Origin of the sequence: Pedococcus sp. 5OH_020 (assembly GCF_027812955.1) — a bacterium.
Taxonomy (GTDB): Bacteria; Actinomycetota; Actinomycetes; order Actinomycetales; family Dermatophilaceae; genus Pedococcus.
The window spans coordinates 16,512-29,287 of the sequence record NZ_JAPYZV010000012.1; the positions used below are offsets into that span (position 1 = coordinate 16,512).

The 12,776-nt window shown below is 68.9% G+C and carries 12 protein-coding genes; 1 reads left to right on the forward strand and 11 read right to left on the reverse strand.

Going from position 1 to position 12,776, the window contains the following annotated elements; translation table 11 throughout:
• Window positions 1-11 precede the first annotated feature (11 nt).
• From PHA84_RS18520 to PHA84_RS18555, 8 genes are read right to left on the reverse strand one after another with little or no spacing between them, the layout of a single operon-like run.
• The gene (locus PHA84_RS18520; protein WP_270889624.1) at window positions 12-995 is read right to left on the reverse strand and encodes a MaoC family dehydratase; all 984 of its coding nucleotides are present in this window, start codon (window positions 993-995) and stop codon (window positions 12-14) included.
• Window positions 996-1,009: 14 nt separating this feature from the next.
• Window positions 1,010-2,230, reverse strand: coding sequence for a CoA transferase (locus PHA84_RS18525; protein ID WP_270889625.1), 1,221 nt, complete (start codon window positions 2,228-2,230; stop codon window positions 1,010-1,012).
• A gap of 29 nt (window positions 2,231-2,259) precedes the next feature.
• Window positions 2,260-3,429, reverse strand: coding sequence for an acyl-CoA dehydrogenase family protein (locus PHA84_RS18530; RefSeq protein ID WP_270889626.1), 1,170 nt, complete (start codon window positions 3,427-3,429; stop codon window positions 2,260-2,262).
• Window positions 3,426-4,205 carry an enoyl-CoA hydratase/isomerase family protein gene (locus PHA84_RS18535; protein WP_270889627.1) on the reverse strand — a complete coding sequence of 260 codons (780 nt, stop codon included), beginning with the start codon at window positions 4,203-4,205 and terminating at the stop codon, window positions 3,426-3,428. The genes PHA84_RS18530 and PHA84_RS18535 overlap by 4 nt, the downstream gene beginning before the upstream one ends.
• Window positions 4,193-5,389, reverse strand: a complete 1,197-nt coding sequence (locus tag PHA84_RS18540; RefSeq protein ID WP_270889628.1) for a CaiB/BaiF CoA transferase family protein — start codon at window positions 5,387-5,389, stop codon at window positions 4,193-4,195. Before PHA84_RS18540 ends, PHA84_RS18535 begins: the two co-directional genes overlap by 13 nt.
• Window positions 5,386-6,135 carry a FadR/GntR family transcriptional regulator gene (locus PHA84_RS18545; RefSeq protein ID WP_270889629.1) on the reverse strand — a complete coding sequence of 250 codons (750 nt, stop codon included), beginning with the start codon at window positions 6,133-6,135 and terminating at the stop codon, window positions 5,386-5,388. Before PHA84_RS18545 ends, PHA84_RS18540 begins: the two co-directional genes overlap by 4 nt.
• A complete protein-coding gene (locus PHA84_RS18550) occupies window positions 6,132-7,061 on the reverse strand; it encodes an acyl-CoA dehydrogenase family protein (protein ID WP_270889630.1) in 930 nt (309 codons plus the stop codon). The genes PHA84_RS18545 and PHA84_RS18550 overlap by 4 nt, the downstream gene beginning before the upstream one ends.
• Window positions 7,058-7,828, reverse strand: a complete 771-nt coding sequence (locus PHA84_RS18555; RefSeq protein ID WP_270889631.1) for an enoyl-CoA hydratase-related protein — start codon at window positions 7,826-7,828, stop codon at window positions 7,058-7,060. Before PHA84_RS18555 ends, PHA84_RS18550 begins: the two co-directional genes overlap by 4 nt.
• A 131-nt stretch (window positions 7,829-7,959) precedes the next feature.
• On the opposite strand from PHA84_RS18555, the gene PHA84_RS18560 reads away from it, so the two are divergent.
• Complete coding sequence (locus tag PHA84_RS18560; protein WP_270889632.1) at window positions 7,960-9,447, forward strand: 3-hydroxyacyl-CoA dehydrogenase; 1,488 nt, start codon at window positions 7,960-7,962, stop codon at window positions 9,445-9,447.
• Window positions 9,448-9,522: 75 nt separating this feature from the next.
• Here the strand turns inward: PHA84_RS18560 and PHA84_RS18565 are convergent, their stop codons facing one another.
• The 3 genes from PHA84_RS18565 to PHA84_RS18575 are packed head-to-tail and all read right to left on the reverse strand — an operon-like array spanning window position 9,523 to window position 12,720.
• Window positions 9,523-10,326 carry an enoyl-CoA hydratase/isomerase family protein gene (locus tag PHA84_RS18565; RefSeq protein WP_270889633.1) on the reverse strand — a complete coding sequence of 268 codons (804 nt, stop codon included), beginning with the start codon at window positions 10,324-10,326 and terminating at the stop codon, window positions 9,523-9,525.
• Window positions 10,319-11,938, reverse strand: a complete 1,620-nt coding sequence (locus PHA84_RS18570) for a class I adenylate-forming enzyme family protein (protein ID WP_270889634.1) — start codon at window positions 11,936-11,938, stop codon at window positions 10,319-10,321. Before PHA84_RS18570 ends, PHA84_RS18565 begins: the two co-directional genes overlap by 8 nt.
• A 2-nt stretch (window positions 11,939-11,940) precedes the next feature.
• The gene (locus PHA84_RS18575) at window positions 11,941-12,720 is read right to left on the reverse strand and encodes an SDR family oxidoreductase (protein ID WP_270889635.1); all 780 of its coding nucleotides are present in this window, start codon (window positions 12,718-12,720) and stop codon (window positions 11,941-11,943) included.
• Window positions 12,721-12,776 lie beyond the last annotated feature (56 nt).

Below are 12,776 nucleotides of genomic sequence, written 5' to 3' on the forward strand. Positions count from 1 at the left end.
TGGAACGCCGTTCAGCCTGACGCGACGAGCACGACCGGTCGCCACGACAGGACCGGCGTCTCGGCCACCGAGGTGGTGACGTGCAGGTCCAGCGCAGCCAGGCCGTCGCCCACCTGCTGGGCGCCCTCGATGGAGACCGACGATGTCAGGTAGTCACCCTCCCGCACCGGCGACAGGTGGTCGCAGGCCTTCCACCCCGCGACCGTCACCAGGCCCGGGAACACTTGGCAGACGTGGTGGAACGCCAACCCGATCGAGTGGCCCCCGTAGACCAGGCGATCTCCTCCTCCGACCCGGCGGTCGTGGTGCACCAGGGCGCCGTTGCCGGTCAGCCGGGCAAGCTCGGGAGCGCTGGAGACGACGTCGCCCCCCACCACGTCATACGTTCCTCCGACCTCCCACGCGGCCCCTGAGGGGCGAGGCACGGCGCCGAGGTCCCACGCGGTCATGGAGAGCAGTGAGTCGCTGGGCGCCCATGCCCCGGAACCGGTGGACAGCTCGTCGGCGTATCCGGTGGGCCCGGCGTCGGGGGATAGCAGGATCATCGCGCAACGCCGGTAGTCGAGCACCAGCCGGTCCTCGTGGTCGACGGTGGTAATCCGCAGCTCGGCCAAGCCAGTGCTCGGACGGCCCACCCGGCGGGTGTTCTCGCGAAGCCCCACGACGGTGGTCGTGGTGCGCAGCGTGTCGCCGAGGAGCGGCTGGCGGTGGAACCAGAGCCCGCGGTAGAAGAGGTTGGCCTTCACGTGCTGGGTGGCCACGGTCGACTGGCCGATGGAGACGTCCCACACCAGCGCCGGGCCGGCCAGCGGGCCGCCCGCCACGCGGTGCGCCAGCTCGTGGTCGAGGGCGAGTGACAGCCGGTTGCCCACGACTGCCGCGTGCGCGGCCTGCAGGCCCGAGGTCAGGGTGACGGCCGGAGGCTGTGTCAGGACCAACCCCGGCGTCAACTCGTCGAAGTAGGGTCCGCGCACCGCCGTGGTGTTCTCAGCCATGTCCCCGCGCCCCCTCACACGATCCCGCTCGTCCGGAGGCGGCCGATCTCGGCGTCCGTCAGGCCCAGCAGCTCGCCGAGGACCGCCTCAGTGTCGGCCGACAGCACGGGCGCCGGACGCGCAGGGGGACTCACTTGGTTCCACCGCCAGGGAGCGGCGGCAGCCAGCATCGGCCCGATCCCCGGCTGGTCGATCTGGCTCACGATGCCGTCCTCGGTGCGTCGGGCCTCACGGCCCACCTCCACCATGTCGCGGTATGGGCTCCACAGCACCTTGGCGTCGTCGAGCAGCCGCTCCAGGGTGGCGTAGTCCTTCCCCTCGAACCAGGGGCGCAGGATCGAGGCGATCGTCTCCCGCAGGCGGTACCGGTCTCCTTCCCGCCCGAGGTCCACCCCCAGCGTCTCTTCGAGGGCCGCGAACACCCGATCGGTGCTCGTGACCCGTCGCAGGGCGTTCCATTGACCCTCGGTGAGGGCCACGACCATGATCCGTTTGCCGTCAGCCGTCGCGAAGTCCACTCCGAAGCAGCCGAACATGTGGTTGCCGATCCGCGGCCGGGCGGACTGGCGCTCGTCTGCCTCAGCCAGCCATCCCATTCCTGCGACTCCGGCCAGGGCAACGTCGGCCAACGCCACGTCGACCCGGGCCCCTTCGCCGGTGCGTTCGCGCCGAAACAGGGCGCTGGTCACGGCCGAGACCGTCAGCATTCCCGTGACGAGGTCCCACGCCGGCAGGACATGGTTGACCGGTACCCCCGTCTCGGCCGGACCGGTCATCAGGGGTACGCCCACCTCGGCGTTGATCGAGTAGTCGACCGCCGGCTTTCCGTTGCGCCGTCCCTCGACGTGGACGTGGATGACGTCCTCCCGCCGGGCGGCCAGCTCTTCGTACCGCAGCCGCCTGGCCCCCACGAGGTTGTCGATGAAGACGCCCCCTCCGGGTCCTGAGGCGACCACCAGCTCGAGGAGCAGCTCTCGCCCCTCGTCACGGCGGTGGTCGATCGTCACAGACCGCTTGCCCTTGTTGAGGTTGGCCCAGAACAAGCTGGCCCCCCCGCTGGAGAGGGGCCACCGACCCGCGTCGCTGCCGCCACCCGGCGGGTCCACCCGGACGACCTGCGCCCCGAGCTGGCTGAGGGCCATCCCCGCGGACGGAGCCGCGACGAACGAGCCGGCTTCGATGACGCGCACGCCGGCTAGGGGCCCCTCGACGGACTCGCCGGTCGGCAACGGCATGACGTGCTCCTCCCGGGCTGGGTGAGTACTCACCGAGCTGGGCGTCCAGCCTTTGCGGCCCCGTTGATGTCACGGGCGACGAGCACGCTCTGGATCTGGTTGGTCCCGTCGTAGATCTCGGCGATCTTGGCGTCACGCAGTCGGCGCTCGACGCCGACCGACACCTTGTCGCCGTCCATCCCGAGAAGCTCGACACAGGTTGCCGAGACGCGCGTCCCCAAGGCGGTGCAGTGCATCTTGACCAACGAGACCTCGGCGACCGGCTCCTCGTCACTCGAGTCGACGGTGTCGCACACCGACATCAACATCGCGCGCGCCGACGTGATCTCGCCGCGCAGACGGGAGAGCTCGAACTGCAGATCCTGGGCGGCGGAGGCGCGGGACGACAGCAGACCGCGCTCGGACGCCCAGGTCACCGTCGCGTCATACGCCCCTTCGGCGAAGCCCAGGCCCTGTGCTGCCGCACTGATCCGTGACCTCAAGACCGACTGCAGCAACAGCGGGTACCCGTCTCCCTCGGCGCCGAGACGGCTGGAGGCGGGAATGCGACAGTCCTGCAACGCGAGAGTGACCGTTGACGCACCAGTCTGTCCGAGCTTCTTCATCGGTCGCCCGACGGTGAAACCCTCGAGACCCTCGGTCTCCACGAGGAAGGCGGTGACGCCGTGCTTGTCCTTCGCGAAGTCCACCGAGGCGAAGAGGACCACGACGTCGGCACGGTCGCCGTTGGAGATGAACGTCTTCTCGCCGCTGATCACGTAGTCGTCGCCGTCACGACGGGCCAGGGTGCGCATCGTCCCCACGTCGGAGCCGGCGCCCGGTTCGGTCAGAGCGATAGAGCCCACTGCAGTGCCGCTGCACAGGCGGGGAACCCACTTCTCGACCTGCTCCGGCGAACCCTGCAGGTGGATGGGGTGGGCGCAGTGCATCTGCGTCATGTAGACCGTCGACGTGGAGCCGCACGCCGCGCTGATGCGGGCGAGCGCCTCGGCGTAGGTGGCGGTGCTCGTGTCGGCGCCACCCAAGGCACTCGGCATGAGCATGACGCCCAACCCCTCGCGTGCGAGTTCGGCAATCGCCTCGGCCGGGAAGGTGGCGTCTTCGTCCACGGTCGTCGCGAGCGGACGGATCGTGTGGTCGATGACGGCGTCGACGGCCTTGATGACAAGGGCGTCCACGGACGGCCATACGCGGGTCATGAGGACTCCTGGTGGAACTCGGGAGCGCGACGTTCGGCGAAGGAGGTGATGCCCTCCTGGCCGTCGCGCGAGGCGATCGAAAGGGCAGCGAGGGCCGCCTCGTGCTGCAGGGCTGCCGGCGCGATCGCCGGACGCGTGGCATCGAGGATGTTGGCGGTGCCAGTGCGACTTCCCCCGGCGATCAGCTCGGCGACTCGCAGGACCTCTGCCTGGTGGTCGTCGGGAGCCAGTGGTGGGACCGAGAGCAGCCCGACCTGCCAGGCTCGCTCGGCGTCGATGCGTTCGCCGGTCAGGAGCAGGTGCATGGCGGCTGGCTTGCCGACTGCCTGCGGGAGGCGCTGGGTGCCGCCGAACCCCGGTATGCAGCCGATCCGCGCCTCTGGCAGCCCGAAGTGGCTGCGGTCGGAGGCGATCACGAGGTGGCAGGCGAGCGCGAGCTCGAACCCGCCACCCAGTGCGTAGCCGTCGACGGCGGCGATGACCGGGACGGCGGACGTCGCCACCGACGACATGGTGCGGTGCCCGGCACGGATGAACTCCTGTGCCCCCTCGACGCCCAGCCCTCGGATCTCGTCCAGGTCCGCGCCCGCGCTGAAGGCCTTGCCGCCCACGCCCCTGATCACGACGCACCCCACCGACGGATCGCCCTGGACCTCCAGGATCGCCTCATGGAGAAGGCGGAGCACCTCCGAGTTCAACGCGTTGAGCTGGCGGGGGCGCGACAGCTCGATGGTGAGCACCCGGCCGGACCGAGTGCAGTCGATCACTGAAGCCATATGACATTCTCCTCGGCCAACTCGTCGATGCCCTCGTCCTGGAGCCCGATCTCACGGAGGATCTCGCGTCCGTGCTCGCCGCGAACCGGGGCGGGGATGCGTGCCTGGCGATCCGCCGGGTCCGAGGCCAGGCGCCAGGGCGCACCGACCCCTCTGAAGACGCCGGCGACAGGATGCTGGTAGTCCACTATCGCGCCTCGGGCCACGACTTGCGGATCGGAGACCACCTCGGAGAGGTAGTTGATCTGCGCGCACGGCACCCCGACGTCCTGCAGCAGCTTGAGGGCGTCGGTGGACGAGAGCACCTCGAGGGTTCGTTGGATCTCCGCGACGACCTCCATCCGGTGGGCCCGGCGTCCGGCGTTCGTGCTGAGCTCCTCGCGCTCGGCGAGGTGGTCCAAACCCAGTGCAGCGCAGGCGCGCTGCCAGTGGTTGTCGTTGCCGAGGGCGATCACGATGGTGCGGTCGGCAGTCCTCATCGACTGGTAGATCGCCACGACGGAGTCCATCCCCCCACACGGGGAAGGTTCGGGCTCACCGGCCAGGAAGCTGGCAATGCGCGGCGACATCAGTGCGAGGTCCGCTTCCAGGAGAGCCACGTCTACCAGCTCGCCGGTGCCGGTCTGCTGCTGCCGGACGAGTGCCGCAGCGATGGCGAACGCCGCCACCGTGCCAGAGGCCACGTCGGACAGCGCTGTACTCACCCGCTGGGGCAGCCCGTCGTCACCGGTGACGCTCATCAGTCCGGAGCGGGCCTGGGCGATGAGGTCGTAGCCGGGGAGCCCGGCGTCCGGACCGTCCAGCCCGAATCCCGAGAACGCGCAGATGACGAGCTGCGGGAACCTCTCGCGAAGTGCGTCCAGCCCGAGGCCGTGCTTCTCGAGCTTGGTTGGAACGATGTTCTCGATGAACACGTCGGCGGTGGCCAGGAGCTCGAAGAGAACGTCTCGCCCGCGGTCGCTGCGCAGGTCGAGGCACAGGCTGCGCTTGTTGCGGTTGGCGGAGAGGAACCAGGCCGCCTCCCCGTTCAGGAACGGCGGGCCCCAGCCTCGGGCGTCGTCGCCGCGCAGGGGCTCGATCTTGATGACGTCAGCACCCATGTCGGCGAGGTACATCGATGCGGTGGGGGCGGCGTAGGACGACGCAATGTCGATCACCCGCACGCCCTGAAGGGGGCCGCTCATTCTTGAACCCCGTCCCGTCCTTCGCTGGAATACCTGAGGACGTACTCGAGGTGCCGGTCCATCGCCTCCGCGGCGTCACTGGCCGAGCCACCACGAATGGCGCTCACGATGGCGATGTGCTGCTTCACCGTCTCCCGACCCACCTCCGGTGTCACCCCGAGGAACCTGGCGGGCAGCGTGGTCTTGTGGATGGCGGAGATGAACGCCGAAAGGAGGCGGTTGCCGGAGGCCTCGGAGATGGTGACGTGGAAGTCGCGGTCGTACGCGACGATCCGGGGATCGTCGATCGTGGTCGTCCGTTGCCGCTCGACGATCTCGGTCAGCGCCGAAACGTGTCGGTCCTCACGGTTGCATGCTGCCCAGGACGCCGCGGGCACCTCCAGCACGCGCCGCATGGCGGTGAGCTCGTCGATATCGAGAGAGCCCAGTCGCACGATGGTGTCCATGGACTCGCTCAGCATCGAGCTGAGCGAGTCCGGCGTGACGCTGTGGACGAAGCTGCCGCCGGCGACACCTGGGACCTTCCGGATCAGCCCCGCAGCGACCAGAGACCCGAGGGCCTCGCGCACCGTCGGCCGACTGACCCCGAACTGCCGTGCGAGCTCGGTCTCTGGCGGAAGCTTGTCGCCCTGCTGGAAGTCGCCGCGCAGGATGGCTTCCCGGATCTGGTGTTCGACTTGTGCTCGCGGCCGAAGGATCCGCTTGGCCAGGAACTGCTGCTCCGCCATGCCCTTTCCCGCACTCATGACCGGGCGCCTGCAGGGTCGCCGAGTCCGCGCTGGGCGACCCTCGCCACGTGCAAGCGCCGTCCCCCCGACCGAGCCTGGACGCTCATCGCATCCCTGAGCAGGCCGGCTATCGGGTACTCGGCGATGTATCCGTAACCGCCGTGCGACTGGATCGCGTCCAAGCAGTTGTGAACTGCTGCTGGGCCGGCCAGGGCCACGACTGTGTCACTGGGCGCCAACCCGTCCAGAGCGCGGTCCAGCTGCGCCCGCACGGGCTCGACCCGCAGTGCCATTCCGGCGACCAGCGCCCGCAGGCCCGCGAACGATCCAATCGGTACGCCGAACTGCTTGCGCTCCAGGACGTAGGCCTGGGTGAGCGCGACTGCTCTCTCGGCTATGCCGATCAAGGCTGCCCCGGTAAGGAGGTCCCAAGGCGTGAGCATGGTCGTGGGGTCGCTGCTCGTCGGTCGGCTCGTCGACGGGGGGGCGAACTCACCCCACCGCACCGCAGCCAAGCCCGTGCGCGGCGTGTCCCGCACGGTGGCTTCCACCTCGGCCCACGTCACAGTCTCGACGGTGCGGTTGTCGATGTCGAGGAGAACAACCAGGTCGGGCACCGGATCGATCACGACCACGGGGTCGCTGAAATGCGATCTGAGCGCAAACGTCGGTGCCTGCGACGAGTCTTCGCCCAGTGCCAGGTCGGCGGCATAGCGGGCCGCAAGCACGAAGGCCAGGGCCGGGAACGAGCCTGCCGCAACCCGCACGGTGTGGGCGAGCCAGTGCAGGGCATCCGGCTCCTCGGCGGTGTCGCGCGCCAACGACGGCAGACCCGCGCTCTCGACGGCCGTCCAGCCGTCGGCGACCGCACCGGTGGCAACCGATGTCGCCACCTTGCTCACGACCTCGAGGAACTGCTCGAGGTCAGGGCTCGTGGTGCTCACCGATTGAACTTGCTGCGGTCGGGTTCGCGGCGCTGCTCGAAGGATGCCGACAGCTCCTCGGCCTCCGCCGTGCCCCGGTAGGCAGTCAGCAGGAGGTCATGCGCCATGCGCGCCTGCCCCGCAACGCCGGTGTGGCGACCGGAGAACGCGGTCTTGAGCGAACCGATGGCGAAGGAACCACGCTGGCGCAGCGTCTGGGCGACCTCCTGGGCGCGAGCGACCGGGTCGTCGGCGATCTCGTTGACCAGGCCCATCTCAAGCGCCTGCTCGGCCGAGTACTTGCGGTTGAGGTACCACATCTCCTTGGCACGACGTCGCCCGATGGTCTCTTCCAGGTACCACGTGCCGTAACCGGCATCGAAGCTGCCGACCATGGGCCCGACCTGGCGGAACACCGCGTGCGGAGCGGCCACGGCCAGGTCGCACACGACGTGCAGGACATTGCCTCCACCGACAGCGAACCCGTTTATGGCTGCGATGACCGGCTTGGGCATCGTGTCGATGAACTCATAGAGATCGATAACGGGCATCACACTCGAGTAATCCAGGGAGCTGAGCTCCTCGTGCTCGCCGCCGATGCAGAAGAACTTGTCACCGGCGCCGGTCAGGACGACGACGTCGATATCCGATGTCTGCCGGACGTGACGCAGTGCCTCCAGGAGCTCGAGCGCGGTCTGGAAGCGCAGCTTGTTCGCGTTCTCGGGTCGGTTGATGGCGATGGTCGCCACACCTTCCTCCACCGAAACGACGATGTCCTCGTAAGTCATATTTCAGCCCTCCCCCTGGCCACGGTCAGGCGATTGACGATTGGTAAAATTCTTACAGAAGCGTACATTGTCTTACAGGCATCTTCAAGGCGAGGTCGCGTGCGGAAGCGGCACTGACGAGGGAACACGACGTGACGAAACCCAATCCTGTATCGGTGTGTGTCATCGGCGCTGGCACGATGGGACGAGGCATAGCCCAGATCGCGCTCGCGGCCGGACACCGGGTGAGCCTGGTCGACCCTGCAGCAGACCAGCTCGCGGCGGCCGCCGAGGACATCGCCCAACGGCTTTCACGGCGTCAGCCCGAGGTCGCCGCCGCCCTCCCCACGCAGCTGAGCACCCACACCTCCGTCGAGGACACGCCTGCGGCGCAGCGGACCTTGGTCGTCGAGGCGGTCCTGGAGTCGCTCGCGGTCAAGACCGCGGTGCTCAGTGACGCACTGAACCACTTCGGGGCCGACTGCATCCTCGCGACCAACACCTCTTCGCTGTCGGTCACCGCGATCGCCGCCGGCACGCCGTCACCCGAGCGGGTGGTCGGCATGCACTTCTTCAACCCCGTTCCGGTCATGCGGCTCGTCGAGGTCGTGACCGGCTTGCAGACCGACCCCGACGTGGCCGACGAGGTCGCAGGGCTGGCCACCGCGTGGGGCAAGCAGGTCGCCCGCGTGCGATCCGCTCCGGGATTCATTGTGAACAGGGTGGCGCGCGGCTTCTACGCCGAAGCGCTGCGGTTGGTCGAGGAGCAGGTCGCCACACCGGAGGCGATCGACGAGGTGCTCCGCGGAGCCGGACAGTTCCGGATGGGCCCCTTCGAGCTGATGGACCTCATCGGCAACGACGTTAACGCTGCAGTGACTCGTTCGGTCTGGACGGCCTTCAACTTCGACCCCCGGTTCGAACCCTCGCGCATCCAGGACGAGGTCGTCGCCGCCGGGCGCTACGGACGAAAGACTGGATACGGCTTCTACTCGTACGCCGACGGTGCTACCCCCGCGCGACCGACCCCGGTGCCCCCCGGTGCCGCGCCCCCGCGCGTCGGGTTCGGCGGCTCCTCGGCCCAGCTGGAGACGCTGCTGGCACGGACCGGGGTCGAGGTCGATCACCGCGAGGACCTCGGGGCTGCGGCGGTGCTAGGTGACGGCACCGTCCTGCGCGTCACGCGAGGGCGCACCGCACGCGAGGAGTCTCGAGCGCTCGGTGGCACCCCGGTCGTCCTCGTCGACCGCACGGTCAGCCCGGGCGACACCACGGCGATCGCGGTGGCCTCATCGCACCACGACACCCTCGGCGCAGTCGCGGCGCTGTTCGCTGCCGGGGGGATCGACGTCCACGAGGTGGGCGACGCGCCCGGACTGGTCGTCGCCCGAACCCTGGCAGTGATCATCAACGAGGCCTGGGAGACTGCGCTGCACGGTGTGGCCAGCCCCGACGACATCGACGTCGCGATGCAGCTGGGGACGAACTACCCTTCAGGTCCCTTCGAGTGGACCCGTCGGTGGGGTGCACCCGAGGTCATCGAGCTGGTCGACGCCCTGTGGGCGACCTACCACGACACCCGCTACCGGGCGAGCCGCGAGCTGCGGCTCGTGGGCACGGAGCCCACTGCGTCCCAGTGACCACCCAGTGACCGCTACGCGGCCGGACCACCGAGCTCGCCTGCGGTATGCCGGGCGCTCACCACAGCGTGCCCGTCAGGTGCGACGGGCGCGCGCCTGCGCGTAGCGTTCCATGACGTCGAGGATCCGTGAGCGCACCTCGGGGCGAGCAATGAGGTCGATATTGGCGGCAAGGCTCTCATCCAAGGCGGCGTGAAGCTCCACCGTCGACGCCGCGCGAGCAATCCCCTTGGCGCGGGCGAACGTGGCGATCGGACCGGACGTCATCTCGAGGGCGACCTCGTGGGCGCGCTCCGCAAGGGCTTCGTCCTCGCAGACCTCCGTGACCATGCCGAGCCGGAGCGCCTCCTGGGCATCGATGAAGGCACCTGACGCGAACATCCTTGTCGCCGCAGGCAGCCCGACCAGCTTCGGGAGCAGGTAGGCACCGCCCGCCACGGGCACCATACCCAGGTTGACGTAGCTCTCGGCGAACCGGGCGCTGCGAGCGGCCAGACGGACGTCGCAGGACAGACCGAAGTCCAGGCCCCCCGCCGTCGCCGCGCCGTTGTATGCGGCGATGACCGGCTTGGGTGCGGCCCACAGCAGGCGCACGAAGCGCTGGACGGCAGGCATCCAGGTTTCGCCGAGGTAGTCCATCAGGCCGTCCGGCCCCTGGGACGTGTGGATCTCGAACATGTCCTTCACGTCTGCGCCGGCGCAGAAGACAGAGCCGGTGCCGGTCAGCACCACCGCGCCGACCTCACCCGTTTCGACGAGAGACTGCACCGTGTCACCCAGACGTTCGACGACTTCGGGCGTCACCGAGTTGCCTCGTTCCGGCCGGTTGAACCGGACCGTGCCGACTCCCTCGCGTGTCCCTACGACGATGTCATCCACCGTTCTTCACCGCCTTCATGACGTTGGCAGGCCTCGTGGCCGGCTCCTCGACCCAGGAGCGCACCAGCCGCTTGACGTCGCCGCGCGCGATCTTCGACTCCCCCGAGGCTCTCGGCAGCGGGTCTGCCGAGAGGAACACGTGGCGGGGAAGCTTGAACCCGGCGACGCGCGACCGGAGCCATTCCTCGAGCCCCACGCTGGTCGAGTCATCCAGCACGTCCACGTGGACGTATGCCGCCGGCGTCTCGCCCCAGTCGGGGTCGGGGACACCCACGACGACAGCCTCCCGCACGTTGGGGTGCGCCTCGAGGGCGCGCTCGATCTCCACCGGCTGGATGTTGGTGCCCCCGGTGATGATGGTCTCGCTGGCCCGTCCGACGATGTAGATCCGGCCCTCGTCGTCGAAGTGGCCGAGGTCGGAGGTGCGCCACCACCCGTCCGCGAGCAGGCGTTCGCTGTGCTCCGACTCGCCTCCGAGGAGGGTCGTGGCCACGCTCGGCGTGCGGATCACGAGCTCACCGTCCACACCGGGTGCCGGCACGTCGAGTACCTGCCCGTTGGACAGCAGAGAGAACTCGACACCGGGCACCGGGCGGCCGATCGAGGGCCACAGCTCTCGATGCGCCATCTCCGCACGGCTCAGCAAGGTGGTCGAGGCGGGAGCCTCGGTCTGCCCCCAGCACTGGACCAACGCGTCGGTGTGCTCGCTGATGGCCTCCAGGGCGGGAATCGCCGCGGGTTCACCCGCCAGCATCAAGCAGGACAGCGCCGATCCCCGCAGTCGCGAGAGCTCGGAGGAGGTGGCCACCCGCCGCAGCATCGTGGGCACCGCGAACATCCACGTGATGCCCTCGTCGGCGATGACGCGCAACATCTCGTCGGCATCGAACCGCCGCTGGATCACGTTGGTGCCGCCGCAGACCAGGGTGGGCAGGACGCTCCACCCACCGGCATACACCAGCGGAGCGACCTGGAGCGTCCGCGGCGACAGCGTGGGCCCGCTGGTGGACATCACCCAGGTGTTCCCCAGCATGGCCGCCCTCGCACCCCTGTGGGAGATGGCGATGCCCTTGGGCTTGCCGGTCGACCCGGAGCTGAACCTGATGTGGTAAAGGTCGTCGGGTCCGACCGCGACGGCGACCGGGGCGACCGAGCCGCCGGACACGAGGTCTGCGAACGACATCCACCCCTCGCAGGTCCCGATCACGGCCCGCAGCGGTCCGTCGTCGGGAAAGACCTCATCGATCGCGGGGGCGGAGGCGGTATCGGCCACCACGAGGCGGACGTCGGCGAGCTCGATGCACCGGCACAGCTCATGGGGAGCGAAGCGCGGGTTCAGGGGAACCTTCACGAGGCCGGCCTTGAGCAGGGCGAACTCGAGCACGACGTACTCGACGTGGTTCTGCGCAACGTAGGCGACGCGGTCGCCGCGCCCGAGCCCGAGGCCCAGGAGAGCGTTGGCCAGCCGGTTGGAGTCGTCCCGAAGCTGAGCGATGCTCAGCCTGCGAGCGCCACCGGCCTCCTCCACCGCGATGTCGCGGGCGGGCCGACGCTCCACCTGCCGCATCAGCTGGACAACGGTCTGGGCGATCGTCGAGGACTCGGGGGCCACGGTTAGACCTGTCCGAAGCCGACCGGCATCGTCGCGAGCGACAGCCCACCGTCCACCACGATGGTCTGGCCATTGATCGCGGCGCTGGCCGGCGAGACGAGGTAGGCCATGACGTCCGCCACCTCGTCGGGGGTGGGATAGGCGCCGGACGGGGTCTGCGCCAGCCACTGCTTGGCGTAGTCGTCCCACGCCTCTCCGGCGTAGTAGCGGAACGAGTCCGTGTCGATCGGCCCCGGGCAGACCCCGACGGTGGTGATCTTGTCCTTCGCGAGCTCGATGGCGAGATACTTCACGAGCGTCTCCATCGCAGCCTTCGCGGCACCAAGCAGGCCGTGGCCGGGAAGCACCCGGAAACTGTCCCACCCTGACACCGCCATCACCCGGCCGCCGTCGTTCATGTACGGAGTGGCCAGCCGGACGAGGTCCAGGAACCCCTGCACGGTGAGGCTCATGGTCTTCTCGATGTGCCGGCTGTGGATGTCGGAGAGCGGCTTGAAGGCGCTCGCCGCAGCATTGGCCACGACGACGTCGAGGCTCCCGAAGCGCTCGACCGACTGGGCCACGAGCGACTCCACCTCGTCGGTCTCGGCGACATCGGCCTGGACCGCGAACGCGACACCTCCCAGCGACTCGATCTGGGCGACGGTGTCCATCGCCGCGTCCTTGTCGCGTCGGTAGTTGACGATCACGTTGGCCTGCTGAGCTCCCAGCTTCAGGGCGAGACGCTGCCCCATCCCGCGCGAGCCACCGGTGATGATGACCGTCCTGTTCTGCATGCTCATGGCCTTACCCTCGTCTGTTGTCCGGTCGTTGTCTGTTGTCCGGTCGTCTGTTGTCC